The 25,986-nt window shown below is 68.0% G+C and carries 22 protein-coding genes; 16 read left to right on the forward strand and 6 right to left on the reverse strand.

The features are described 5' to 3' along the window. Positions 1 to 30: 30 nt before the first annotated feature. Together RMP06_RS11185 and RMP06_RS11190 are read right to left on the reverse strand one after the other, a co-directional pair. Positions 31 to 3,153: an efflux RND transporter permease subunit gene (locus RMP06_RS11185; protein ID WP_310461858.1), complete on the reverse strand. Its 3,123-nt coding sequence runs from the start codon at positions 3,151 to 3,153 to the stop codon at positions 31 to 33. A gap of 22 nt (positions 3,154 to 3,175) precedes the next feature. Then, positions 3,176 to 4,300, reverse strand: coding sequence for an efflux RND transporter periplasmic adaptor subunit (locus tag RMP06_RS11190; RefSeq protein ID WP_310461859.1), 1,125 nt, complete (start codon positions 4,298 to 4,300; stop codon positions 3,176 to 3,178). Between the two features lie 94 nt (positions 4,301 to 4,394). Here RMP06_RS11190 and hpnC point away from each other — a divergent pair, with 94 nt between their 5' ends. From hpnC to RMP06_RS11215, 5 genes are read left to right on the forward strand one after another with little or no spacing between them, the layout of a single operon-like run. Continuing rightward, the gene (gene hpnC, locus RMP06_RS11195) at positions 4,395 to 5,213 is read left to right on the forward strand and encodes a squalene synthase HpnC (protein WP_310461860.1); all 819 of its coding nucleotides are present in this window, start codon (positions 4,395 to 4,397) and stop codon (positions 5,211 to 5,213) included. Between the two features lie 12 nt (positions 5,214 to 5,225). Beyond that, a complete protein-coding gene (gene hpnD, locus RMP06_RS11200) occupies positions 5,226 to 6,071 on the forward strand; it encodes a presqualene diphosphate synthase HpnD (RefSeq protein ID WP_310461861.1) in 846 nt (281 codons plus the stop codon). Continuing rightward, positions 6,068 to 7,336: a hydroxysqualene dehydroxylase HpnE gene (gene hpnE, locus RMP06_RS11205; protein WP_310461862.1), complete on the forward strand. Its 1,269-nt coding sequence runs from the start codon at positions 6,068 to 6,070 to the stop codon at positions 7,334 to 7,336. The genes hpnD and hpnE overlap by 4 nt, the downstream gene beginning before the upstream one ends. 36 nt (positions 7,337 to 7,372) lie before the next feature. Next, complete coding sequence (locus RMP06_RS11210) at positions 7,373 to 7,651, forward strand: type II toxin-antitoxin system TacA family antitoxin (RefSeq protein ID WP_310461863.1); 279 nt, start codon at positions 7,373 to 7,375, stop codon at positions 7,649 to 7,651. After that, positions 7,648 to 8,157 (forward strand): GNAT family N-acetyltransferase, encoded by a 510-nt coding sequence (locus RMP06_RS11215; RefSeq protein ID WP_310461864.1) that lies wholly within the window; start codon positions 7,648 to 7,650, stop codon positions 8,155 to 8,157. The genes RMP06_RS11210 and RMP06_RS11215 overlap by 4 nt, the downstream gene beginning before the upstream one ends. Before the next feature lie 64 nt (positions 8,158 to 8,221). Here RMP06_RS11215 and RMP06_RS11220 read toward each other — a convergent pair whose 3' ends face one another. Next, positions 8,222 to 8,806, reverse strand: coding sequence for a superoxide dismutase (locus RMP06_RS11220; protein WP_310461865.1), 585 nt, complete (start codon positions 8,804 to 8,806; stop codon positions 8,222 to 8,224). 69 nt (positions 8,807 to 8,875) lie between these two features. Beyond that, on the reverse strand, positions 8,876 to 10,099 hold the full coding sequence (gene xseA / locus RMP06_RS11225; RefSeq protein WP_310461866.1) for an exodeoxyribonuclease VII large subunit: 1,224 nt from the start codon (positions 10,097 to 10,099) through the stop codon (positions 8,876 to 8,878). 236 nt (positions 10,100 to 10,335) lie between these two features. Here xseA and RMP06_RS11230 point away from each other — a divergent pair, with 236 nt between their 5' ends. The 11 genes from RMP06_RS11230 to RMP06_RS11280 all read left to right on the forward strand — a co-directional run bounded on the left by RMP06_RS11230 (position 10,336) and on the right by RMP06_RS11280 (position 22,655). Continuing rightward, a complete protein-coding gene (locus RMP06_RS11230) occupies positions 10,336 to 10,962 on the forward strand; it encodes a MotA/TolQ/ExbB proton channel family protein (RefSeq protein ID WP_310461867.1) in 627 nt (208 codons plus the stop codon). Positions 10,963 to 10,983: 21 nt separating this feature from the next. Then, positions 10,984 to 11,415, forward strand: coding sequence for an ExbD/TolR family protein (locus RMP06_RS11235; RefSeq protein WP_310461880.1), 432 nt, complete (start codon positions 10,984 to 10,986; stop codon positions 11,413 to 11,415). Between the two features lie 4 nt (positions 11,416 to 11,419). Further along, positions 11,420 to 12,463, forward strand: coding sequence for a tetraacyldisaccharide 4'-kinase (lpxK, locus tag RMP06_RS11240; protein ID WP_310461868.1), 1,044 nt, complete (start codon positions 11,420 to 11,422; stop codon positions 12,461 to 12,463). An 11-nt stretch (positions 12,464 to 12,474) separates the two neighbouring features. Continuing rightward, positions 12,475 to 12,693, forward strand: a complete 219-nt coding sequence (locus RMP06_RS11245; protein WP_310461869.1) for a Trm112 family protein — start codon at positions 12,475 to 12,477, stop codon at positions 12,691 to 12,693. 2 nt (positions 12,694 to 12,695) lie between these two features. Continuing rightward, entirely contained in the window at positions 12,696 to 13,451 is a 756-nt protein-coding gene (gene kdsB / locus RMP06_RS11250) for a 3-deoxy-manno-octulosonate cytidylyltransferase (RefSeq protein WP_310461870.1), read from the forward strand. 169 nt (positions 13,452 to 13,620) lie between these two features. Beyond that, entirely contained in the window at positions 13,621 to 14,274 is a 654-nt protein-coding gene (adk, locus tag RMP06_RS11255; protein WP_310461871.1) for an adenylate kinase, read from the forward strand. A 73-nt stretch (positions 14,275 to 14,347) separates the two neighbouring features. After that, on the forward strand, positions 14,348 to 15,106 hold the full coding sequence (locus RMP06_RS11260; RefSeq protein WP_310461872.1) for a 3-hydroxyacyl-CoA dehydrogenase: 759 nt from the start codon (positions 14,348 to 14,350) through the stop codon (positions 15,104 to 15,106). Positions 15,107 to 15,133: 27 nt separating this feature from the next. Beyond that, positions 15,134 to 16,945, forward strand: coding sequence for a gamma-glutamyltransferase (gene ggt, locus RMP06_RS11265; protein ID WP_310461873.1), 1,812 nt, complete (start codon positions 15,134 to 15,136; stop codon positions 16,943 to 16,945). Positions 16,946 to 16,963: 18 nt separating this feature from the next. Beyond that, positions 16,964 to 19,024, forward strand: a complete 2,061-nt coding sequence (dnaG, locus tag RMP06_RS11270; protein WP_310461874.1) for a DNA primase — start codon at positions 16,964 to 16,966, stop codon at positions 19,022 to 19,024. A gap of 235 nt (positions 19,025 to 19,259) precedes the next feature. Further along, positions 19,260 to 21,596, forward strand: a complete 2,337-nt coding sequence (rpoD, locus tag RMP06_RS11275) for an RNA polymerase sigma factor RpoD (protein ID WP_310461875.1) — start codon at positions 19,260 to 19,262, stop codon at positions 21,594 to 21,596. A 123-nt stretch (positions 21,597 to 21,719) separates the two neighbouring features. Next, positions 21,720 to 22,655 carry an adenylate/guanylate cyclase domain-containing protein gene (locus tag RMP06_RS11280; protein ID WP_310461876.1) on the forward strand — a complete coding sequence of 312 codons (936 nt, stop codon included), beginning with the start codon at positions 21,720 to 21,722 and terminating at the stop codon, positions 22,653 to 22,655. A gap of 7 nt (positions 22,656 to 22,662) precedes the next feature. Here RMP06_RS11280 and RMP06_RS11285 read toward each other — a convergent pair whose 3' ends face one another. Both RMP06_RS11285 and RMP06_RS11290 read right to left on the reverse strand, forming a co-directional pair. Next, the gene (locus tag RMP06_RS11285; protein WP_310461877.1) at positions 22,663 to 24,195 is read right to left on the reverse strand and encodes a sensor domain-containing diguanylate cyclase; all 1,533 of its coding nucleotides are present in this window, start codon (positions 24,193 to 24,195) and stop codon (positions 22,663 to 22,665) included. A gap of 27 nt (positions 24,196 to 24,222) precedes the next feature. Continuing rightward, positions 24,223 to 25,986, reverse strand: a 1,764-nt coding sequence (locus RMP06_RS11290; protein ID WP_310461878.1) for a cadherin-like domain-containing protein, incomplete at its 5' end; no start/stop codon positions are given.

Genomic DNA, 25,986 nt, shown 5'->3' on the forward strand with positions numbered 1-25,986 from the left:
GATCGTGCAGGCAGCCTTTTCAGGCCCGGGTCACGCCCGTTTGACCCGGAACCACGCCGCGTACATCGCCGGCAGCGCCAGCAGCGTCAGCGCCGTAGCGACGATCAGCCCACCCATGATCGCCACCGCCATCGGCCCCCAGAAGATGCTGCGCGACAACGGAATCATCGCCAGCACGGCGGCGGCCGCCGTGAGCACGATCGGTCGGAACCGCCGCACGGCCGACTCGACCACCGCGTCCCAGGTCGGCACCCCGGCAGCCCGGTCCTGCTCGATCTGGTCGATCAGGATCACCGAGTTGCGCATGATCATGCCCATCAGCGCGATCACGCCCAGCAGGGCCACGAACCCGAACGGCCGGTTCAGCAGGATCAGCGCCCCCGCCACGCCAGCAATGCCCATCGGCCCGGTCAGGAACACCAGCATCGCCCGGCTGAAGCTCTGCAGTTGCAGCATCAGCAGCGTGAAGGTGACGAACAGCATCACCGGCACACCGGCCGCGATCGAGCCTTGCCCCTTGCTGCTCTCGGCCACCGCGCCGGCGATCTCGATCGAGTAGCCCAGCGGCATGCGCTCCTTCAACTTCTCCAGCGCCGGCCAGAGTTCCTTTGTCACGGTCGGCCCCTGCACGCCTTCCGGCACGTCGCCCTGCACGGTAATCGCGTACTTGCGCCCCTCGCGCCACATCACGCCCGGCTCCCAGACGTGGTCGATGCGGGCGATCTGCGTCAGCGGGATCGGCTTGCCGCTGCTGGTCGGGACGTAGGCGCTGCCGAGGTCGGTGATCGCGTCGCGCTCGGTGGTCGGCTGGCGCATCACGATGTCGATCAGCTTGTCGCCTTCGCGGAACTGGCCGATCGGCGTGCCGCTGAGCAGCATGCGCGTGGCCTGGGCGATCGACTGGCTGGTAACGCCCAGCGCACGCGCCTTGTCCTGGTCAATCTGCAGGCGCAGCACCTTGACCGACTCGTTCCAGTTGTCGTTCACGCCGAGCATGTTCGGGCTGGCGCGCAGGATGTCCTTGGCCTGGTCGGCCCAGACGCGCACCGTCTGCGGATCGACGCCGACGACACGAAACTGCACCGGGTACGGCACCGGCGGCCCGCTCGGCAGCAGTTGCACCCGCCCGCGCGCTTCAGGGAACTCGTCGGCCAGCAGCGTCGGCAGCCGCTTGCGCAGCTCCTCCCGCTCGGCCATGCCCTTGGGCAGCACGATCGACTGGCTCACATTGGTCTGCGGAAAGATCTGGTCCAGCGGCAGGTAGAAGCGCGGCGTGCCCGAGCCGATCCAGGTCGTCACCGTCTCGACGCCCGCTTCCTGCTGCATGCGCTTCTGGAACCGCTCGGCCACGCGCTCGCTCTCCTGGATCGTCGAGCCTTCCGGCAGCCACAGGTTGACCATGATCTCCATGCGGCTCGAATCGGGGAAGAACTGCTGCTGCACCTTGCCCATGCCCGCCAGCCCGAGCACGAACACGCCGATCGTCAGCCCGATCGTGATCCAGCGGTGGGCCACGCACCAATCCACCAGTCGCCGGAAGCGGTTGTAGAACGGCGTGTCGAACAGGTCGTGCGACTGCCCTTCGGCATGCGGCTTGACGCGCAGCAGCCTGGCCCCGAGGTAGGGCACGAAGTACACCGACACCACCCACGAGATGACCAGCGCCGCCGAGGTCACGGCGAAGATCGCGAAGGTGTACTCGCCCACCGTGGACTTGGCCATGCCGATCGGCAGGAAGCCGGCGGCGGTGATGAGCGTGCCGGTGAGCATCGGCATCGAGGTGGCGTCGTAGGCGTAGGTGGCGGCATAGAGCTTGTCGTGGCCCTCCTCCAGCTTGCGCACCATCATCTCGACGGCAATGATCGCGTCGTCCACCAGCAGGCCCAGCGCGATGATCAGCGAGCCGAGCGAGATCTTGTGCAGCCCGACGCCCCAGTAGTACATCGTGACGAAGGTGATCGCCAGCACCAGCGGAATCGTGATCGCCACCACCATGCCGGGCCAGATGTCGATGCGCAGCGGCTTGAAGTGCAGCCCCAGGCTGATGAAGCTCACCGCCAGCACCACGGCAATCGCCTCGATCAGCACATGCACGAACTCGCCCACCGAGCGCGACACGGCCACCGGCTGGTCCTGCACCTGCGACAGCGTGATGCCGGCGGGCAGCTCGGCGCGGATCTGCTCGACCTTGTGGTGCAGCGCCTCGCCCAGCGCGATGATGTCGCCGCCCTTGGCCATCGACACGCCCAGCGCGATCACCGGCTCACCCTGGTGGCGCACCTTGACGGCCGGCGGATCGCTGTAGCCGCGCTTGATCGTGGCGACATCGCCCAGCTTCGTCATGCTCGCCACGCCCGTCGCCGGGTTGACGACGCGGATCGGCAACTGGCCGAGTTCCTCGACCGTGCGGAACTGGCCGCCGACGCGGATCTGCAGGTTCTGGGTGTCGGCGTTGAGCACCCCGGCGCTCTCGACCGCGTTCTGCGTGCCGATCTGGCCGATCACCTGGTTCAGGTCGAGGCCGAGTTGCGCCAGCCGCTTGCCGGACAGCTCGATGAACACCTTCTCCGGCTGCGCGCCGAAGGTCTCCACCTTGGCGACATCCTTGACCTGCAGCAGCTTCGAGCGCACGTCATCGGCGAACTCGCGCAGCTCCTCCGTGCTGAAGCCATCGGCGGAGAGCGCCACGATCGAGCCGTAGACATCGCCGAACTCGTCGTTGAAGAACGGCCCGATCACGCCGGCTGGCAGCGTGGCGCGCATGTCGCCGATCTTCTTGCGCGTCTGGTACCAGATCTGCGGGACTTCCTTCGGCGGCGAGCTGTCCTTGATCTGGAAGATGGTGACCGACTCGCCCGGCTTGGTGTAGCTGCGGATGATGTCGGCGTTGGGGACTTCCTGGAGCGTCTTCTCGATCTTGTCGGTGACCTGGTCGGCCATCTGCTGCGCGGTGGCGCCGGGCCAGACCGCCTGCACGACCATGGCGCGGAAGGTGAACGGCGGGTCTTCGTCCTGGCCGAGCTGGAAGTACGCGGCGAAGCCGAGCACCATCAGCACCACCATCAGGTAGCGGGTCAGCGCGGGGTGTTCCAGTGCCCAGCGCGAAATGTTGAAGCCCGAACGCGGGGCGGTGTCGTGGGTGTGCGGGTTCATGGTGCTGACCTTGACCTTCCGCTTAACGCGACGCCGCCGGACGCACCGGCTCGACATACCGCTTGACCTTCATGCCGGCAGTCAGCACATGGACGCCGGCCGTGACCACTTCCTGCCCCGGCTGCACCCCGCCGCCGACCAGCACCAGATTGCCATCCGCCCCGGCGATCTGCACCGGCTGCGGCTTGACCGTCATCGTGGCCGCGTCGAGCAGCCAGACGACGCTCTTGCCGCCCTGCTCCACCACAGCCGCCAGCGGCAGGCGCGTGACTGCGTCGCGCTTGACCAGATCGAAGGCAACCGTGGCGGTCTGGCCAAGGCGCACGTCGCTGGCCGCCAGATCGGCCTTGGCAGCGAAGGTGCGGGTAGTCGGATCGGCCGCCGCCGCAATCTCGCGCAGCGTGGCGCGCACCGGCTCGCCAGTCGCGCCCCAGAGGCGAACCTGCAGCGCGCCGGACTGCTTCAGCAGCGCCCGCACCGACGCCACCCGGTCTTCCGGCACGTTGAACACCACGTCCCGTGGCCCGGCCAGCGCCAGGCGAATGATGGGCGTACCGGCGCCGACGACCGTGCCCGGTTCGGCGTCCACGCCCGTCACCACACCGGCGGCGTCGGCGACGAGGCGGGTGTACTGGGTCTGGTTGCCTTGCGCGCTGGTCTGGACACGGGCCTGGTCGAGCGTGGCCTGGGCAGCCTTGAGCGCGGTTTCACGGCGTTCCAGCTCTGCGCCACCGATGAAGCCCTGCCCGTGCAGTTCCTGGTACCGCTTGAGGTCGGCGCTGGTCTGGTCCCAGTTGGCCTGGGCGGCGCGCAGGCCGGCGGCGGCGGCATCCTGGCCGAGCTTCAGGTCCGACGGGTCGAGCTGCGCGATCACCTGCCCGGCCTTCACCTCGTCGCCGAGATTGACCGAGCGGCTCATCAGCTTGCCACCGACGCGGAAGGACAGCCGTGTCTCGGTGCGCGCCTTGATCTCGCCCGCGTATTCCTGCTGCGCGGTGGCCGACTCAGCGCTCACCTTCTGCGTGCGCACGGCGCGGATCGGTTCGGGCTGCGGCTCGGGCTTCGAGCAAGCGGCCAGCACGGTGAGCAGGGACAGCCCGAGGGCCATCGACAAAGGGCGGCGGGCGCGGAGAAGACGGGGTCGCATGGGCAGAACTCCAACTGACTGACTGGTCAGTAATGTACGGGTCGCCCTGAACCGATGTCAATTCCCGCGGACAGACCGTGGCGATAATCACGCCATGAGCGTCGATCACTACGAAAACTTCCCCGTCGCCTCGGTGCTGTGCCCGCCCGCACTGCGCCCGGCCGTCACCGCGATCTACTGGTTCGCGCGCACGGCCGACGACATCGCCGACGAAGGCGACGCGACGCCCGAGCAGCGCCTGGCCGACCTCGACGCCTTTCGCGAAGACCTGCGCAGCGTCGCCCGGGGACACGCACCGTCGCCGCGGTGGGAAGGCGTGTTCGTGCCGCTGGCCGCCATGTTCCGGCGGCACCATCTGCCGCTGCCGCTGCTGGAGGCGCTGCTGTCGGCGTTCATGCAAGACACGCACCAGCGGCGCTACCCGGACCGCGCCGCCCTGCTCGACTATTGCAAGCGGTCCGCCAACCCGGTCGGGCGGCTGCTGCTACACCTGTATGGGGTGCGCGAACTGGACGCGCTGGTGCAATCGGACGCGATCTGCACCGCGCTGCAGCTCATCAATTTCTGGCAAGACCTGAGTGTGGATCTGCCGCGTGACCGGCTGTATGTGCCGCTGCTGGACTGCGCCGAGGTCGGCGTGGGTGTGCCCGAGCTGATGCGCCAGCGCGACACTGGCGCCACAAGGGCGTTGGTGGAGAAGGAGGTGCGCTGGGCGCGGGAGTTGATGCTGTCCGGCGCACCTCTGGCCAGCCGGTTGCCCGGGCGCACTGGCTGGGAGCTGCGGCTGGTGGTGCAAGGCGGCTTGCGCATCCTCGACAAGATCGAGGCGATGGAGTTCGAGGTGCTGCGGCGGCGGCCGAAGATTGGGGTGGTGGATGCGCCGGGTCTGCTGTGGCGCGCCATGGCGATGTGACAATCCCGCCCCATGACGACGACGCCCGAACACTACGTTCAAGAGAAGGCTGCCAAGAGCGGCTCCAGCTTCTATTACGCCTTCCTGTTCCTGCCGCCGCCGCGCCGGGCCGCGATCACCGCGTTCTATGCGTTCTGCCGCGAGGTGGACGACGTGGTGGACGAGACCAGTGACGCTGGCGTGGCGGCGACCAAGCTGGCGTGGTGGCGCACGGAAGTCGCCAAGGCATTCGGGGGGCAGTCATCGCAGCATCCCGTCCTGCTGGCGCTGATGCCGCACGCGCCGCTCTACAAGATCACCGCCGCGCACCTGCACGCGGTCATCGACGGCTGCGAGATGGACCTGCAGCAAAGCCGCTACCTCGACTACCCCGGCCTGCAGCGGTATTGCCACCTCGTCGCGGGCATCGTCGGCGAGGTCGCGGCCAGCATCTTCGGCCAGACCACCCCGCAGACCACCGCCTACGCCCACAAGATGGGCCTGGCCTTCCAGCTCACCAACATCATCCGCGACGTGGGCGACGACGCGCGGCGCGGGCGGATCTACCTGCCGGTGAACGAGCTGAAGCAGTTCGACGTGAAGGCACAGGAGATCCTGAACCGCGGCTACAGCGCGCGGTTCACGGCGCTGATGCAGTTCCAGGCCGAACGCGCCCACCGCACCTACGACGAAGCCCTCGCCCTGCTGCCCGAAACGGATCGGCGGGCGCAGAAACCGGGGCTGATGATGGCCAACATCTACCGCACGCTGCTGCGCGAGATCGAGGCACACCAGTTCCAGGTGCTGCACCAGCGCGTGTCGCTGACGCCGGTGAGGAAGCTCTGGATCGCGATGCAGACGAACTGGCGCGGTCGGTGACATCTTCGGTTGCCATCGTCGGCGCGGGCTGGGCCGGGCTGGCGGCGGCGGTGGCCGCGGCCGAGGCGGGCGAGCGTGTCACGCTGTTCGAGATGGCGCCCCAAGCTGGTGGCCGCGCCCGCAGCCTCGCCGCCGATGCGGGCGGGCCACGCCTGGACAACGGCCAGCACATCCTCATCGGCGCGTACACGGCAACCCTCGACCTGATGCGTCGCGTCGGCGTCGATCCCGAGACAGTGTTGTTGCGCACGCCGCTGGCCTTGCTCGACCAGGATGGCGTGGGGCTGCGCTTGCCGCCGGGGCATCCGGTCATCGCGTTCACGCGGGCAGTGTGGGCGATGCGGCATTGGTCCTTGCGCGAGCGGCTGGCCTTGAGCAACGCGGCGGCGGGCTGGATGCTGCGGGGCTTTCGCTGCGACGCAGCGCTGACGGTGGCGCAACTGACCGCCAATCTGCCCGCCCGGGTGTGCGCCGAGATCATTGATCCGCTGTGCGTGGCGGCACTGAACACGCCCGCGGAGGCAGCCAGCGCAACGGTGTTCCTGCGTGTGCTACACGACGCGCTGTTTTCCGGGCCGGGGGCAAGCGACCTGCTGATTCCGCGGCGACCGCTGGCGGAGTTGCTGCCCGAACCGGCGCTGCGCTGGCTGGACACGCACGGCGCGACGCTGCGCATCGGGCAGCGCGTGCAGCGGCTGGCGGCGCGGACGGACGGCGCGGGCTGGACGGTCGATGACGCGCCGTTCGACCGCGTGGTGCTCGCCTGCAGCGCCAGCGAGGCGGCGCGGCTGACCCGCGACATCGCGCCTGCGTGGTCGGCGAGTGCCGCGGCATTCGGGTACGAACCGATCGTCACTGGCTATGTGCAGGCGGCCAATGCCCGGCTCGCCGCGCCGATGGTGGCGCTCGCCGAAGGTCCGCAGGCGCCCGCACAGTTCGCGTTCGATCATGGCGCACTGGGCATGACCGCGGGGCTGTTCGCGTTTGTCGTCAGCGGCGCGGCGCCGTGGGTCGCGCAGGGGATGGAGGCGACCGGCGCGGCCTTGTTGGGGCAGGCGCGGTCGGTGCTGCGCGGCGAGGGGGCGCAGGGCGCGGCGCTGGTGAAGCTGGTGGCGGAGAAACGGGCGACGTTTCGCTGTGTGCCGGGGCTGCGGCGGCCGGTGGCGCGGATCGAGGCGGGGCTGAGCGCGGCGGGGGATTATGTGGAGGGGCCGTATCCGGCGACGATCGAGGGGGCGGTGCGCAGCGTACAGCCAATGTACTAACATGCAACCCCCCGCTGTCGAATTCAGGATGCCCCCATGACCACCGCCACCCGTTCCGCCCGCCTCGGCCTGCGCGCCACGCCGGATCAGGAAGCCGTGCTGCGCCGCGCCGCCGAGGTGGCGCACAAGTCGCTGACCGAGTTCATCCTCGACAGCGCCTGCCGTGCAGCCGAACAGACGTTGCTTGATCAGCGGCTGTTCATTGCCTCGCCAGCACAGGGACAGGCATTGCTGGATCTGCTCGACCAGCAGCCCGCCGACAACCCCGGCCTGCGCGAGCTGTTCACGCGCAAAGCCCCTTGGGAAGCGGCATGACGCTGTCGGCCCCGCAGCCGCTCGGCTCGGCACACCAGTTGGACGGTTTCCACTGCGGCCAGCCCACGCTCGACGATTGGCTGATGCGCCACGCCCGCCAAGCGAACGCCAGCGGCTCGGCACGCACCTTCGTCGTCACGACGGAAGCCGAAGCGGTCGCGGGCTATTTCGCACTCACCGTCGGGCAGATCGACACGCTGGAAGCACCAGACCGCATCCGGCAAGGCATGGGGCGCTATCCGCTGCCGGTCGTGGTGCTGGCTCGGCTGGCGGTGGATCAGCGGTCACAGGGACTGGGTGCAGGAGTCGGACTGCTGAAGGACGCCGTCCGGCGCACGCTGCTCATCGCCGATCAGGCTGGCATCCGCGCCATGCTGACCCACCCGATCGACACGCCCGCTGCTGCGTTCTATCGCCGCTTCGGGTTCATCGATTCACCGCTGGGAGCGCCGCAGATGCTGTTGCTGCTCAAGGATGCGCGGCGCTGGGTTCGACCTCAGCCGTGAGCAACAAAAAAGCCGACCCACAGGCCGGCTTCCATCGCACGAGGGCGAACCCCCGTCAGCGCATTCAGGCGAAGTTGGCTTCCGCAAACGACCAGTTCACGAGGCTGTTCAGGAACGTCTCGACGAACTTCGGCCGCAGGTTGCGGTAGTCCACGTAGTAGGCGTGTTCCCACACGTCGATGCACAGCAGGGCCTTGTCGCCGGTCGTCAGCGGGGTGCCGGCGGCGCCCATGTTGACGATGTCCACCGAGCCGTCGGCCTTCTTCACCAGCCACGTCCAGCCAGAGCCGAAGTTGCCGACCGCCGATGCCTGGAACGCCTTCTTGAAGTCATCGACCGAACCCCACTTGGCGGCGATCGCGTCGGCCAGTGCGCCGGTCGGGGCGCCGCCACCGTTCGGGCTCAGGCAGTTCCAGAAGAACGTGTGGTTCCAGACCTGCGCGGCGTTGTTGTAGACGCCACCGGCCGGGGCCTTCTTGACGATGGCTTCCAGATCGAGGTCGGCGTAGTCCGTGCCCTTGATCAGGTTGTTGAGGTTGGTGACGTACGCCTGGTGGTGCTTGGCATAGTGGTATTCGAAGGTTTCCTTCGACATGTGCGGGACCAGGGCGTCCATCGCGAACGGGAGTGCGGGCAGGGTGTGTTCCATGGGGTTCCTCTTGTGGGTAGACCGGGTGATCCGGCAGTGAAAACGGCTGTGCGATTGTAGGCAAGGCGCTCAGTCTGCGCTCTGAGCGGCCGTCACGGCGGTCACCGTGGTCTGCACCCGGCCATCGCGGAGCACCGCCGTCAGCGCCGCGCCGGGCTGCACCTGCGCGACCGAGACCAGCGTGCGGCCCTCGGCGTCAGTGATCCAGGCATAGCCGCGCTGCAGGACGCGGGCCGGGTCCAGTGCCTGCAGCCGCGCCGCCAGCACGTCGAGCCGCTGACGGTGATGCTGCAGCGCACGGGGCAGCACGGCGGTGTGGCGCTGGCCGAGCAGGGCCAGGCATTGCTGGTGCTGGCGCAGCGCCTCGGTCGGCCGTGACAGGCGCTGCGCGGCGCGGTCCAGCCGCTGCGCCTCGCGGTCCAGCCGGCGTTGCAGCGCCTGCCGCAACTGCGCTTGCCGCTGGTCGAGCAAGGCCAGACAGGCGGCCCGCTCAGGGGCGACCATCTCGGCCGCCGCCGTTGGTGTCGGGGCGCGCAGGTCGGCGGCGAAGTCGGCCAGCGTGAAATCGGTTTCGTGGCCCACGCCGCACACGACCGGGATCGGCGACGCCGCAATGGCGCGCACGACTGCCTCATCGTTGAACGCCCACAGGTCTTCGAGCGAGCCCCCGCCGCGGCAGACGATCAGCGTGTCCACCTCGCGCCGCTGCCCCGCTTCGGCGACGGCACGCACCAGCAGCGGCGGCGCCTCCAGCCCCTGCACCGGCGCGGGATAGACGACCACCTCGACGTGCGGCGCCCGACGCTGCAGCGCCGTCACCACATCGTGCAGCGCCGCCGCCGCCAGCGACGTGACGACCCCGACGCGCCGCGGGAAGGCGGGCAGCGGGCGCTTGCGGGCTGCGTCGAACAGTCCCTCGGCTTCCAGGCGGGCCTTCAGGCGCAGGAACTGCTCCATCAGTGCGCCCTCGCCCGCCGGGCGCATCGCCTCGACGATCATCTGCAGCTCGCCGCGCGGCTCGTAGACCGCCAGCTTGCCGCGCAACTCGACCGCCTGGCCGTCGCGTGGCGAGAAGTCGAGATAGCCAGCAGCGCGGCGGAACATCGCGCAGCGCAGGCCAGCACTTCCGTCCGGCGCCCGCAGGTTGAAGTAGCAGTGTCCACTGGACGCCCGCGTGAAACCGGCCAGCTCGCCGCGCACGGCCACAGCGCCGAAGCGCGTCTGCAGCGCCTCGCCCACAGCCTGCACCAGCACGGCCACATCCCAGACCCGGGCGGTGTTCGGTGTCGTCATCGAGAATTCACGGTTGATCAAAAATGAGGCAATCCAACAAAAACGCTGTGTTGACAGGCACTTGGCGTCCCCCTCCTCAGCTTGTCCCCAAGGTTATCCACAGGAGTCGGGGAGAATTCGTGCCGCATCGCACAGGTGTTGTGCAGATCAGGCACGCAGCCTTGCGTCCATAATCCTTCTTGCTGCGCCGCGCCGCGCCAGGCTGCGGATGTCCACCTCACCCTGGGGAACGACCTTTGTTTTCGATCATACAAGCCGCTGGCTGGCCGATCTGGCCACTGATCCTGTGCTCCATCGCCGCACTGGCCATCGTCATCGAACGCTTCATGAGCCTGCGCGCCGCCAAGGTAGCGCCCCTGAAGCTGCTCGATGAGGTGCTCACCCTCACGCGCAGCAGCCTGCCAGCGTCGGACGTGATCGACAAGCTGCACGGCAACTCGGCGCTCGGCACGGTGCTGGCGGGCGGCATCCGTGCCGCAGTGGCCGATCCGCGCTGCGACGAGGCCCAACTGCGCAACGCCTTCGAGACCTCCGGCCGCATTGCCACGCACCGGCTGGAACGCTACCTCAACGCGCTGGGCACCATCGCTTCGGCCGCGCCGCTGCTGGGCCTGCTGGGCACGGTGGTCGGCATGATCGAGATCTTCGGCGCGCAGGTGCCGAACTCGGGCGGCAACCCGGAGCAGCTCGCACACGGCATCTCGGTGGCGCTCTACAACACCGCGTTCGGCCTGATCGTGGCGATCCCGTCGCTGATGTTCTACCGCTACTTCCGCGGCCAGGTGGACGAGTTCGTGCTGACGCTGGAGCAGGCGGCCGAGCGGCTGCTGCCCCAACTGCTGCCGCGCGCCCCGCGCCGCTGAACCGGGAGCCGCACGATGGCAATGAACTTCCGTCACCGACGCCCCGAGGAGCCGGAGATCAACCTGATCCCGTTCATCGACGTGCTGCTGGTGGTGCTGATCTTCCTGATGCTCACCACCACCTACGCCAAGTACACGCAGCTCAAGATCACGCTGCCCGTGGCCGAGTCGAACCGGATCGAGAGCCAGCCGCGCGAGATCGTGGTCGGCGTGTCCTCGGACGGCGTCTACACCATCAACAAGCAACCGGTCGAGGGGGTGGGCATCGAGGTGCTGACCAATGCGCTGAGTGCCGCTGCGCAGGGCGACGTGAGCCGCACCGTGATCATCTCGGCCGACGCGATGGCCGCGCACCAGAGCGTGATCAACGTGATGGACGCGGCGCGGCGGGCCGGGCTGGTGCAGCTGACCTTCGCTACGCAGAGCGCCCGCAGCGGCGGTACGGGCCGCTGAGCCGGTGACGCTCGCGGCGCGGCTGGAAGCCATCTGGCAACACGGCGGGCCGGCGCAGTGGGCGCTGCGTCCACTGGGCGGGCTGCATGGGGTGCTGGTCGGGCTGCGGCGGTGGCTGTACCAGCGGGGCTGGAAGGCCACGGTGCGGCTGCCGTGCCCGGTCATCGTGGTCGGCAACCGTGTCGCAGGCGGTGCAGGCAAGACGCCAACCACGCTCGCGCTGGTCGGCGCATTGCAGCAGGCCGGCTGGCGCCCCGGCATCGTCTCGCGTGGGCATGGCAGCCGGGAAACTGCTGCACGCCCCGTCCACGCGCAAACACCCGCCGCCACGGTTGGCGACGAGCCGCTGCTGATGCAACGCCGGTCGGCCGTGCCGGTCTGGGTCGGGCGGGACCGGGCAGACGCTGGCGTCGCGCTGCTGGCGGCACACCCCGAAGTCAACGTCCTCGTCTGCGATGACGGGCTGCAGCACTTGCGCCTGGGCCGCTCGGTCGAGATCGTCGTGTTCGACGAGCGCGGCGCCGGCAACGGCTGGCTGCTGCCGGCAGGGCCGCTGCGCGAGCCGATCGACGCACCCGCCGCCGCACCCCAGCAGTTCGTGCTCTACAACGCCGCACAGCCCAGCACCGCCCTGCCCGGCGATTGCGCGACGCGGCAACTCGCCGGTGCGGTCGATCTGACCACCTGGTGGGCCGGTGCGCCAGCCACACCGGAGCAACTCGCTGCACTGCGCGGACAACGTGTGTTCGCCAGCGCGGGGATCGGGCAGCCGCAGCGGTTCTTCGATGCCCTGCGGGACGCCGGTCTGGCGCTGGACCCTGCCGACACGCTGGCCCTTGATGACCACCACGACCACGCCCGCCTGCCCTGGCCCGCTGGCATCACCGACGTGGTCGTGACCGAGAAGGACGCCATCAAGCTCGACCCGCAGCGCCTCGCCGCCGAGCGACCGGGGCTGCGTGTGTGGGTGGTGCCGCTGGTGCTGGTGCTGCCACCCGCGTTCATCCGGCGCGTGCTGGACGCGCTCGGCGCCGCGCCGGCAAGGTAGCATCACGCCCCATGGACACCCGCCTGATGCAACTGCTCGTCTGCCCGCTCTGCAAGGGGCCGCTCAACCATGACCACGCCACGCACGAGCTGGTCTGCCCGGCCGACCGGCTGGCGTTTCCGATCCGGGACGGCATGGCCGTGATGCTCGAAAGCGAGGCACGCACGGTCGATCCGGACGCGCCGCCACCCTCGCCGTTCCCGCTGCCAGACCCTGCACCGACGCCTTGACCATGGACTGCACCATCCTGATTCCTGCCCGGCTCGCCTCGACCCGCCTCCCCGGCAAGCCGCTGGCGGATCTGGGTGGCCTGCCGATGGTCGTGCGGGTGGCTCAGCGCTGCGCCGCCGCTGGCGCATGGGATGTGGTCGTCGCCACCGACGCGCCCGAAGTGGCCGAGGCCTGCACTGCGCACGGCGTGCGCGTGGTACTGACCCGCGCCGATCACGCCACCGGCAGCGACCGCCTGGCCGAAGCCTGTGCACTGCTCGGACTGGACGGCGACGACCTCATCGTGAACGTGCAGGGTGACGAGCCGCTGATCGACGTGGCCCTGATCGCTGCCTGTGTGCAGGGTTTGCAGGACCACCCGGACTGCGTGATGAGCACGGCCGCGCACGCCATCGACAGCGTCGAGGAGTTCGTCAATCCGAACGTGGTCAAGGTGGTGTGCGATGCGGCGGGGCGGGCGCTGTATTTCTCGCGTGCGCCGCTGCCCTGGTGGCGTGATGGCAATACGGGCGGCATCAGCGCGCTGCCGACCCACCCCGCACCGCTGCGCCACATCGGCATCTACGGCTACCGCGCGGGCTTTCTGCGCCGGTTCCCGTCCCTCAGCGCAAGCCCGATCGAGCAGGTCGAGTCGCTGGAACAGTTGCGGGTTCTGTGGCACGGCGAGCGCATCGCGGTGCACATCAGCGACACCCGGCCTGGCCCGGGTGTGGACACGCCGGAAGACCTCGAACGGGTGCGCCGCCACTTCGAATAGCCCCGGATAACCCAGATTTCGCTGCAGCAAAAGCCTGGGCAGACCCTGACGTTCAACCGACGCGACGCGCCACGCCGAGTCAGTTTCAACTCAGGGGAGGCATGGTATTCTCAAAATGACCCCCCAGAATTTGCAGTACGTTTCACGCAGACAGAGACCGAGGAGATCCATGAGACTGATCCTGTTGGGCGCACCCGGCGCCGGCAAAGGCACGCAAGCGGCCTTCATCTGCCAGAAATACGGCATTCCCCAGATTTCCACCGGCGACATGCTGCGCGCGGCCGTCAAGGCCGGCACGGAGATGGGCCTCGCCGCCAAGAAGGTGATGGACGCGGGCGGCCTCGTCGGCGACGACATCATCATCGGGCTGGTCAAGGAGCGCATCACGCAACCCGACTGCACTGGCGGTTTCCTGTTCGACGGCTTCCCGCGCACCATCCCGCAGGCCGACGCGATGAAGGCCGCAGGCGTCAAGCTCGACTACGTGCTGGAAATCGACGTGCCGGACACGTCCATCATCCAGCGCATGAGCGGGCGCCGCGTCCACGTGGCGTCGGGTCGCACCTACCACGTCGTCTTCAACCCGCCCAAGGTCGACGGCAAGGACGATGTGACCGGTGAAGACCTGATCCAGCGCGCCGACGACGCCGAAGACACCGTGCGCAAGCGCCTGGAGATCTACCAGAGCCAGACCCGCCCGCTGGTCGATTACTACTCGCAGTGGGCCGCCACCGGCGACGCCGCCGCGCCCCAGTACCGCGCCATCAGCGGCACCGGCACCGTCGACGAAATCACCGCCCGCGCCTTCGCTGCCCTCGGCTGAAGCGCCCTGTCCAAGCCGCCCACGGGCGGCTTTTTCATGCCATCAAGTTGACGTTTACGTAAAGGACAACCAAATGCAGATCGCCGATCGAGTCTTCATCGTCACGGGCGCCGCTTCCGGGCTGGGCGAAGGCGCTGCGCGCATGCTGGCGCGCGAAGGGGCCAGGGTCGTCATCGCCGATCTGCAGGCCGAGCGCGGCGCGGCGATCGCGGCCGAGCTGGGTGGCGCCTACGTGCAGTGCGACGTGTCGAACGAGGACGACGGCCGCGCCGTAGTGGCACAAGCCGTGTCGATGGGCAAGCTGGTGGGCCTCGTGAGCTGCGCTGGTATCGCCCCGGCCAGCCGCACCGTCGGCCGCGATGGTGCACACCCGCTCGCACTGTTCAGCAAGGTCATCTCGGTCAATCTGATCGGCACGTTCAACATGATCCGCCTGGCCGCCGAAGCCATGTGCAAGAACGAACCGGAGCCGACCGGCGAGCGCGGCGTGCTGATCAACACCGCCAGCGTCGCCGCCTTCGACGGCCAGATCGGCCAGGCGGCGTATGCCGCGAGCAAGGGCGGCGTGGTGGGCCTGACGCTGCCGATCGCGCGCGACCTGTCGAAAAACGGCATCCGCTGCATGACCATCGCACCGGGCATCTTCGGCACGCCGATGCTGTTCGGCATGCCGCAGGAGGTGCAGGACGCGCTCGCCGCGGGCGTGCCGTTCCCGAGTCGGCTGGGCACGCCGGCCGACTACGCCAAGCTCGTGCACCAGATCGTCACCAACGAGATGCTCAATGGCGAGGTGATCCGCCTCGACGGCGCGGTCCGGCTGGCGCCGCGCTGACGCCCCGCCTGTGACACGATGGCGGGCATGAGCAAACGCCCTGCCCGCCGCCCTCAGTGCCTGTCGTTCTTCGCCTGCGCCGCGCCACTGCTGGTCGCCTGCAGTGCGGTCGACGCACCGCATCCCGCCCATCCGGTGCAGCCCGAAGCGGCATCCGGCCACCAGGCCAAACCCGGCTGGACCACCACCCGCTACGCCGTGGCCGCCGCGAACCCGCTGGCCACCGAAGCAGGCCAGCAAGTCCTGCAATCCGGCGGCAGCGCCGTGGACGCCGCCATCGCCGTGCAGATGGTCCTCACCCTCGTCGAGCCGCAGTCCAGTGGCATCGGCGGCGGCGCCTTCCTGCTGCACTGGGACGGCCAGCGCGTGCGCGCCTACGACGGCCGCGAGACGGCCCCGGCCGCCGCCGACGGGCGGATGTTCCTCGGCGCAGACGGCAAGCCGGTGGCCTTTCACGACGCGGTGGTCGGCGGGCGCGCGGTCGGTGTGCCCGGCACGGTGCGGATGCTGGAACTGGCCCACGCAAGGCACGGCAAGCTGCCCTGGGCCACCTTGTTCGCCCCAGCCATCCGGCTCGCCGAGCAAGGATTCACCGTCAGCCCGAGGTTGCACACGCTGCTGGGGACCGACCCGTTCCTGCGCCGTGATCCGGTTGCTGACTCCTATTTCTATCCGGGCGGCCAACCGGTACCGATCGGCGGCACGCTGAAAAACCCCGCACTGGCCGAGGTGCTGCGCCGCATCGCGCGCGACGGCTCCCGCGCCCTGCACGAAGGCGAGATTGCGCAGGCCATCGTCGCCAAGGTGCAAGGCCATCCGACCAACCCGGGCCGCATGACCGAGGCCGACCTCGCCGGCTACCGTCCCCAGGAACGCATGCCGCTGTGCCATGCCCACGCGGCCGGCGGCCGGCGCTGGACCCTCTGCGGATTTCCGCCACCGAGTTCCGGCGCCATCGCCATCGGGCAGATCCTCGGCATGCTCGGCCAGACCGAGGCGGCAGGCGAACCGCTGACCGAGACCGGGCTTCCGTCGGCCAAGTGGCTGCACACCTACGCCGAAGCTTCGCGGCTGGCGTTTGCCGACCGGGCACAGTACCTGGGTGATCCGGACTTTGTCGCAGCACCGGGCGGCGACTGGCACAGCCTGCTCGACCCGGCTTACCTGCGCGAGCGCGCAGGGCTGATCGGTCCGCAACGCCTGCCCGTCGCCCCGGCGGGTACTCCGGGCGGCGTGCGCACCAGCCTCGCGCCGATGCCCGAGCAGGTCGAGCACGGCACCAGCCACATCAGCGTCGTCGATGCCGACGGCCATGCCGTGTCGATGACCACGACGATCGAGGACGCCTTTGGCGCGCGCCAGATGGTGCGCGGCTTCCTGTTGAACAACGAGCTGACTGACTTCAGTTTTCTGCCTGGCGACGCCGCCGGCCGCCCCATCGCCAACCGCGTCGAACCGGGGAAACGGCCGCGCTCGTCGATGTCGCCGACGCTGGTGTTCGACGACCAGGGCGTGCTGGCGATGACCGGCGGCAGCCCTGGCGGTGCGCTGATCATCCACTTCACCGCCAAGACGCTGCACGGCGTGCTGCAGTGGGGTCTGACGCCGCAGCAGGCGATCGATCTGCCGAACTTCGGGACAACCGGCGGGCCGGTGCTGCTGGAGCAGGGACGGTTCCCGGCGGTGGTGGCCGAGGCGCTGAAAAGCCACGGACATGAGGTGCGCGAGGTGGAGATGACCAGCGGGTTGCAGGCGATCAGTCGGGGGCGCGAGGCGGGGCGGGAGGTTTGGCGCGGGGGAGCCGATCCGCGCCGGGAAGGGATCGTGCTGGGCGAGTGAGCAGCTAGACTCCTCCGCGTGATCCCCCAAGGCTTTATCCAGGACTTGCTTGCCCGCGCCGACATCGTCGATGTGGTCGGCCGCGCCGTGCAGCTCAAGAAGGCTGGCATCAACTACAAGGGCCTGTGCCCGTTCCACGGCGAGAAGTCGCCGAGCTTCATCGTCAGCCCCTCGCGCCAGACCTACCACTGCTTCGGCTGCGGCGTGCATGGGAACGCGGTCGGTTTCCTGATGGAGCACAGCGGCCTGGGCTTCATCGACGCGGTGAAGGACCTGGCGCAGGACGTGGGCATGACCGTGCCCGACGATGACAACAGCCCGGAGGAGCGCGCCCGCGCCGCCAAGGTCCGCGAACACCAGATCACGCTCGGCGATGTGTTGTTGAAAGCGAGCAACCACTACCGCGCCCAGCTCAAGGACAGCCCGCGCGCCGTCGCCTATCTCAAGGGCCGCGGCCTGACCGGCGAGATCGCCAAGCACTTCGCCCTCGGCTACGCGCCGGGTGGCTGGCACGGGCTGTCGAGTGCCTTCGGGAAGTACGACGACCCGCTGCTGGTCGAGTCCGGCCTCGTGATCCTGCAAGGCGACGATGCGGCCGAACAGCGCCGCTACGACCGTTTCCGCGACCGGATCATGTTCCCGATCCGCAATCCCAAGGGCGAGGTGATCGGCTTCGGCGGGCGGGTGCTGGACCAGGGCGAGCCGAAGTACCTGAACTCGCCCGAGACGCCGGTGTTCAGCAAGGGCCGCGAGCTGTACGGCCTGTTCGAGGCGCGCGCCGCGATCCGCAAGCGTGGTTTCATCCTCGTCACCGAGGGCTACATGGACGTGGTGGCGCTGGCGCAGCTTGGTTTCGGCAACGCGGTGGCCACCCTCGGCACAGCCTGCACCGGCGAGCACATCGTCAAGCTGCTGAGGTTTTCCGAGCAGGTCGTCTTCAGTTTCGACGGTGACGCAGCCGGCCGGCGGGCGGCGGCGCGGGCGCTGGAAGCGGTGTTGCCGCACGCGGGCGACACGCGCAGCTTTCGCTTCCTGTTCCTGCCGGCCGAGCACGACCCGGACTCCTTCATCCGCGAGCGCGGGCCGGAGGCGTTTGAAACCTGCATCCACGAGGCGTTCACGCTGTCGCGGCAGTTGCTGGCAGTGGCAGGCGACGGTTGCGACATGGCGACCCCGGAAGGCCGAGCACGGATGCTGGCGCAGGCGCGGCCACTGTACGAACTGCTGCCGGACGGACTGCTCAAGGCCCAGCTGCTGGTCGAACTCGCACGCGATGGCGGGTTGACGGCAGACGTGTTGCTCCACCACTGGGCAGCGGCCAGTGCGCGCCGGGGCGATCGTCGGCGCCCGGAAACCGGGCACGCAGAGCCGACACCCGCACCCACCGCGCACCACCACGACGAACCGGACTGGGATAACGCCCCACCACCCGACGAAGCCCCGCCAGAAGCGGAGCCGAACGGCCTCGGCTACGACCCGATGGACGACGGCACGCCACCGGATGAGCGTTGGCGCAGAGATAAATTTTCCGGCAAAAATCGCGATCGAAAGGGTGGCTTTAGAACGGACCGCGCAGATTCTTGGGTGAAACGAAATTCCGGTCTGGCACAGCCGAAACGCCGCCCCTTGCGAACGACAACATCGCTGGATCAGGCTGCATGGTTCCTGGCACATAACATGGAGTTGTGGCTTGAGCTTCCGAATGACATTCACGATCTATTGGTTCAACAGTCCCCGCCGTACGGAAGTTTCTTTTCAGTACTGGAACGACTGCTGCATGAAGAAGGAACTTTGCCTCTTCATGCCGTACTGGACCACATGCAGTTAGAACCGCAGGAAATGGGCTTGGGCGTCCTGGTCACTCGACTCAAGCGACTGATAGAGCTTGGCGACAATGCCCCCAATGCCACAGAACTGCCCAAGTTGATCGACCGGCTGCGGCTCGACCAAGTGATCGATGAATGGGACCTTCTCATCGAATCAGGTCCGCTCTCTGAAGAAGCCAAACAACGGGCGATCGAGCTCAATGCATTGCGCACCGAACTGAAGGCACGCTTGACTCGTAGCAACCCTGTATAATCAAAGGTTGGTTTCGACGCGGCAAGAGTGACAGCAGCGCCTGCCGGCCCCGGCCACCCGCGACACGGGTTATTTCAGGCCAACTTCCCCGCCAGCGCTGCACCTTGATGGATGTTCACGCCAGCTTGCCCGCCTGAGAAGCACCTCGTCCGCGAGCGCCTTTCGTGCGCCGCCCGAGACTTGTGATTCAGGCTCAAAGCCCCACCGTATCCGAGCACCCCAGCCGAGGAATCGCATGCCCGCGAAAAAGAGCGCCCCTGAGCAATCCCCCGTGACGAACACCGCTGCCGCTCCGGCCGCTCCGGTGGCGTCCAAGACCGTGCGCGTCGTGAAGGCAGTCAAGGCCGTCAAGCCCGTAGCCGCTGCCCCCGCCGCCGAGGTGGTCACCGCGGCCGCAGTTGCGGTCGCACCGGCAGAGGCCACCGTGCCCGTCGTCGTGATCAAGCGCGGCCGCAAGACCAAGGCACCCGCGGCCGAGTCCGACACGAAGGTCGAGAAGGCTGAAAAGATCGACAAGAAGGTCGAGAAGCCCACGCTGGACGCCGATGAGGACTTCACCGACCCCGACGCCGAGATCGATGTCGAAGCCGAGGTGGAAGCCGAGGTCGAGGTGGTCGCCGAAGGGGAAGTCGAAGTTGAAGCCGACAAGCCCAAGGCCAAGCCGCTGCGCATGAAGGTCAGCCGGGCCAAGGAACGTGCGCTGATGCGCGAGTTCGGCCTCGACGAGACCACGCTCACCGAAGAGGAAGTCGCCAAGCGCCGCCAGGAGCTGAAGACCCTCATCAAGATGGGCAAGACGCGCGGCTTCCTGACGCACCAGGAGATCAACGACCACCTCCCCGAGAAGCTGGTCGAGAACGAGATCCTGGAAGCCATCATCTCGATGCTCAACGACATGGGCATCGCGGTCTACGAGCAGGCACCCGACGCGGCCACGCTGCTGATCGCCGGTGGTGGCGCGACGACCTCGACCGAGGAAGAAGCCGAAGAAGCCGCCGAAGCCGCACTGTCCACGGTGGACTCCGAGTTCGGCCGCACGACCGACCCGGTCCGCATGTACATGCGCGAAATGGGCACGGTCGAGCTGCTGACCCGCGAAGGTGAAATCGAGATCGCCAAGCGGATCGAAGGCGGTCTGCAGGCCATGATGCTGGCGATTTCCGCGTCGCCCGCCACGATCGACGAGATCCTGGGCATGGCGGACCGCATCCGCGCCGGCGAGTCGCAGATTTCGGAAGTGGTCGATGGGTTTGTCTCCTCCGAAGAAGCCGATGACTACGTCGCCGAAGAAGATTTCGACGAGTTCGACGAGGACGAGGAAGAAGGTGGCACCTCCAAGGCACTGACCAAGAAGCTCGAAGAACTCAAGAACCAGGCCCTGTCGCGCTTCGACTCGATGCGCGCCGAGTTCGCCAAGATGCGTGCAGCCTATGCCAGCCACGGCTACAAATCGGCGCCCTACAACGCCGCGCAGACCGCCATCAGCAACCAGTTGATGACGATCCGCTTCACGGTCAAGACGATCGAGAAGCTGTGCGACCTGCTGCGCTCGCAGGTGGACGATGTGCGTCGTTACGAACGCGAGCTGCGCAAGATCGTGGTCGACCGCTGCGGGATGCCGCAGGAGCAATTCATCAAGGTCTTTCCGCCGAACATCCTGAATCTGGCCTGGGCCGAGGGCGAGATCGCCGCTGGCAAGGGCTACAGCGCCATCATGGGCCGCAACCTGCCCCCGATCCAGGAATTGCAGCAGAAGCTGATCGACCTGCAGACCAAGGCCGTCGTGCCGATCGACGACCTGAAGGCGATCAACAAGCGCATGAACGAGGGCGAGGCCAACTCGCGCGAAGCCAAGCGCGAAATGATCGAGGCCAACCTGCGCCTCGTCATCTCCATCGCCAAGAAGTACACCAACCGCGGTCTGCAGTTCCTCGACCTGATCCAGGAAGGCAACATCGGCCTGATGAAGGCGGTGGACAAGTTCGAATACCGCCGCGGCTACAAGTTCTCGACCTATGCGACATGGTGGATCCGCCAGGCCATCACACGCTCGATCGCCGACCAGGCCCGCACGATCCGCATCCCGGTTCACATGATCGAGACGATCAACAAGATGAACCGGATCTCGCGCCAGCACCTGCAGGAGTTCGGTTTCGAGCCGGACGCGCCTTCGCTGGCCGAGAAAATGGAGATGCCCGAGGACAAGATCCGCAAGATCATGAAGATCGCGAAAGAGCCGATCTCCATGGAAACGCCGATCGGGGACGACGACGACAGCCACCTGGGCGACTTCATCGAGGACACCAACAACACCGCGCCGATCGAGGCCGCGATGCAGTCGGGCCTGCGCGATGTCGTGCGGGACATCCTGGACAGCCTGACGCCGCGCGAGGCCAAGGTGCTGCGCATGCGCTTCGGCATCGAGATGTCCACCGACCACACGCTGGAAGAGGTTGGCAAGCAGTTCGACGTGACGCGCGAACGCATCCGCCAGATCGAGGCCAAGGCCATCCGCAAGCTCAAGCACCCGAGCCGCTCGGACAAGCTGCGAACCTATCTGGACAATCTGTAAGCACCCGCTTGACAAAGGGGGATTAACGTCCCCATGAACATGGCCCCGCATCTGTGGGGCCATTTCACTTCTGCAACCTTTGGATGCGTACTGCTTCACGAAACGACAAGGTAAACTGAGCGCATGTCGCAGACCGTCACTTGCACCGTTCTTTTTGCCGATCTGCGCGGCAGCACATCCCTGTACGAAAGCTTGGGGAATGCTGAAGCCGCGTCCGTCGTCACGCACAGCGTGGCGGTGGTCGCTCGCATCATGGAGGGCCAGGGCGGCCGGGTGATCAAGACGCTGGGCGATGGCCTGATGGCTGTGTTCCCTCACCCCGTCGGCGCCGTGCGCGCGGCCGAAGAAGTCCATGAATCGCTCGAACGGGTCATGGGCGCCGCGCGACCGTCGCGCAGCCCGGTGATGCGGGTGCAGATCGCCATGGCCCATGGCGAGGTGATCGAGGTGGCCGGTGACTGTTTCGGCGACGCGGTGAACGTGTCCGCCCGTCTGCTCGACCACGCCGGCGACAACGAGACGCTGGTGACCTCGCAGACGCTGGGCGTACTGCCATCGGACGTGCGCGAGCGTTTTCGCCGGCTGGAGCGGCTGCACCTGCGCGGGCGGGTCGAGCCGGTCGAGGTATGGCGTTTCGAAGCACGGCGCTCCGGGCCGGATCCGCTGTCCACCATGTTCGGTGACGCGGCCCCCACGACTGTGCCCGAAGGCATCCGCCTGGTCAGCGAAGGCATCTCGCGCATCCACACCGTGCGCAACCTACCGGCCATTCTGGGCCGCAGCCACGAGGCGGCGTACTGCCTGGACGACAGCCGCGTATCGCGCATGCACGCCCGCATCGAGTGGCACAGCGGCAATTTCCAGCTCACCGACCTCAGCTCCAACGGCACCTATGTGCGCTTCGGCCGCCAGTCCGAGGTGGTCACGCTGCGCCGCGGCGCCTGCACGCTGCATGGCCGCGGCGTGATCTGCCTTGGCGTCAGTCCGAACATCATCAACGCCCCCACCGTCAGCTTCGAAGTCCTGCGCTTCGACGACACGGACCCGCTGCCACTCTGACGCGGAATCAGGCGGTGGAGTCGGTGCCGATCGTTTCGGGCTGCCGCTGCTCGAACAGCGTGCAGCGGTTGCGCCCGGCCCGCTTGGACTGGTAGAGCGCCTGGTCGGCCTGGTCGACGAGCTGCTCCAGCGCCAGACGCGGCGAGCGGGTCACCGCAACCCCGAAGCTCGACGTGATGCTCAGGCGCGGCTCGTAGTCGATGCCGTCACCGGCCGTGTCCTGCACCCGCTTGCGCAGCATCTCGGCAAACACACCGGCTTTCGCTTCGTCAAAGCCTGGCAGGAGCAGACAGAACTCTTCGCCGCCGTAGCGGCAGGCCAGTCCGACTGGTTCCGCCGCAGTGTTGTAGAGCCCCGCGACCGCCTTGATCACCTCGTCGCCGATGGCGTGGCCATAGCGGTCGTTGAAGGACTTGAAGTGGTCGATGTCGCACATGATGGCTGCCACCGGCTGACCGACCAGGTTGCACTGGTCCTTCCGGGCGCCCGCGATCTCGAAGAAGGCGCGCCGGTTGAGGCAGTCAGTCATGGGATCGCGGGTGGCGAGTCGGGTCAGCTCGGCGTTTTTCTGCTGGATCTCGTCGTTGGCCGACTGCAACTGGCTGGTCGTCAGGCGCAGGCTTTCGTTGCTGCGTTCGATGTAGGTCTGGTCGGAGATGACCACCAGACAGCCCAGCGCCTTGTTCCGCTCGGTGATCGGGCTGCAGGTCACCAGCGTGACGTGCAGGTCACCGCCCAGCCGCAGCTTCATGGGCATGCGGGTGCAGGCCGTGTTCGTTTGCAGCGCCAGTGTCCACGGGTAGCCACTGCCGTCCTGCAGTTCGGCGCCCTCGCGCAGCCAGTCGTGTTCTTCCAGGCGCCGCCCGACCAGGACGCTGCGCTGCCCGACCAGCACCCGGAAGGCCTCGTTCAGCAACACGATGCGACCCTGCCCGTCGAGCATGATGACCGATTCGGACAGCGTGTTGTAGGCACGACTCACCCGCTCCGGCACGGCCGCGCTCGGGTCGAGCTGGTGCAGCACCTTGCCGAGATAGAGCCGCAACAGCACCGTCAGCAGCAGGAAGGTCAGCATGGGCCAGAGCGACTGCGGAGTCAGCAGCATGTCGGGGAACGCTTCCGCCGCAATCGGCTGCCAGTTCAGTTCCAGCGCGCCCCAGGGTTGCCCCTGCAGCATCACCGGGACGCGCACGTGGGTGGACGTGCTGCGGAAGTTTGCGCCCACGCGCGGCGGCGTGACGCCGGTGATCGACACCGCATCGCCCGCCGCCGAGCGCAGCGCCATGCCGAGCAGCTTCGATTCGTTGCGCCGCGCGCTGTAGAGGAACTGGTGCACGTCCGGCGGCCCCAGGCGGGTCGCGACCAGCGCGATCTGGTCAGCCAGCAGCTGGCTGACGGCCTGGCGCCGGTCGATCTCGACCCGGACCGGGTTCGGCACGAGTCCGAAGGCGTAGTCCAGGCCCATCAGGCACAACACCACCAGCGCCGCGATGCCCACGGCGATGCGTGAAATCGTGTCCGGTGGCCAGGGAAAGCGCATGGGGGGTGAGGCCTCTGTGTGCCGACGTCAGGTGCGTTGATCGAGGATGTCTTCCGCCAGCTCCGCCAGCGATCCCGTGATATCGGTATCCAGCCACTCAACTTCAGTCCCTTCGGGCTGGCGGGGTGCATGGACACTCAGGACCGGCAGCGGATCGAACTGGCGCCACGGCGGCGCCACGGCCAACAGGCTCGCGACCAGCCCGGTTGCCCGCGTGGCCCAGAACACCAGTCCCACCGACAGCGCCATGCTGCCGATCTGCGCGGCCTGCCGGCTGTCCCAGCGCAGGGCCGGCGCCTCGTCCTTCGCTTGCTGCTGGAGCGCGGAATCCGCGGCGGCGCGGCTTCGCTCATCGGCCAGCGCCCACTGAAGCAGGGCCATGCGGTCCTGCACGAAGCCGCTCAGATCGATCGGCACGTCCAGCATCACCAGCAACTCGCTGGCGGTCTGGCGGCTGGAATCGGGAGGGTTGGCCGACACCGACTGCGCTGCGGCCTGGCGGAGTCCATGCAAAGGAGTCTGCAGCGCGGGCATGGCGGCGGGCGCCCGGGCAGATGCCGACGGCCGGTCCGGCGACCCCGAGGCCGGCGCAGCCTCGTTGTCACGGTCCGTCGTCGCCAGGGACGTGAGGATCGGCTGGCCGGCGACACGGCTGCCAGCGATCTCCACCAGGATCCGGTCCAACCGAGTCCCCTCTCCCACGCCAGTCAGCGGTTCACTGGATCGGAGCAGAGGGGCCCCCACATCGACCCCGGCGCCCGCGACAGGCCGCATGTCGAGTTCGACGGCCGGCACCAGGATCACCTCGGGCTGCGGCACCACCGCGGACGGCTGCACCTGCACCACCACCCGGCGCGGCCCGACCGTCCAGCCGCCATCCGACACGGTCAGCCCGAAACTCGCCGCCGCCGCGCCGGTCCCCGACTGCACGAACACGACCCGTCCGGCGACCACATCGGCTTGCGTGAACTGGCTGACCGCCTGCCCTGGTGCATCCGCTCGCTCGAACACACCCGACTGCACATCGCTGACCGTGAAAACCAGCGCTGCCGCATCGGTGTCGGTGTCGCTCGCCCGCAGCATGTCGCTGTCGAGCACCACGCGCCCCCCCTGGTCTACCGCCACCTGGCTCTTCACCAGCACCGGCGCCTCGTTGAGGTTGGTGACCCGCAACGTCACCGTCGTGTGCCCGGTCAGTTCACCATCCCGGACATCGACCGCTACCTCGTAGACGTTGTCCAGATTGGCGTCCTGTGGCACTTCGTGGTCTGCCGTCAACTTGAACGCCAGCAGGCCACTGTCCGGATCGAGTTCGAACAGCGCAGCGTCCGCACCGCCGCTGATTCCGAAGGTCAGCGCCTGTCCCGGCAGGTCTGCATCGGCCGCCTCCAGCACCATCGACCAGCGCTCGCCTTCCGGCACCGACACCAGCAACTCGGCACCACCCCCAGCCTGCGCGCTGAAACGAGGGGCGTTGTCGTTGACCCCCGTGACCGTCACCGCGACGGCCTGCGTGGCGCTCAGGCTGCCATCGCTGACCTGCACGGTGACGTCGTAGACGTTGTCCGCTCCGGCATCGCTCGGGGCTTCGTGATCGGGGGCGGTCTGGAAGCTCAGCGCGCCGGTGACCGCGTCGATCGCGAACCGGGCCACGTCCGCGCCGCCGACGAGGCTGTACGTCAGCGTCTGGCCGGGCTGGTCGGCGTCGCTCGCCGTCACTGTGGTCACGGCCGTGGTGTTCTCGGTCACGCTGAACACGCTGCCCGAGGTGATTGCCGGCGTGTTGTCGTT

The sequence above is a fragment of the Sphaerotilus sp. genome, from assembly GCF_031429695.1.
In the GTDB taxonomy this organism is placed as follows: domain Bacteria; phylum Pseudomonadota; class Gammaproteobacteria; order Burkholderiales; family Burkholderiaceae_C; genus Sphaerotilus.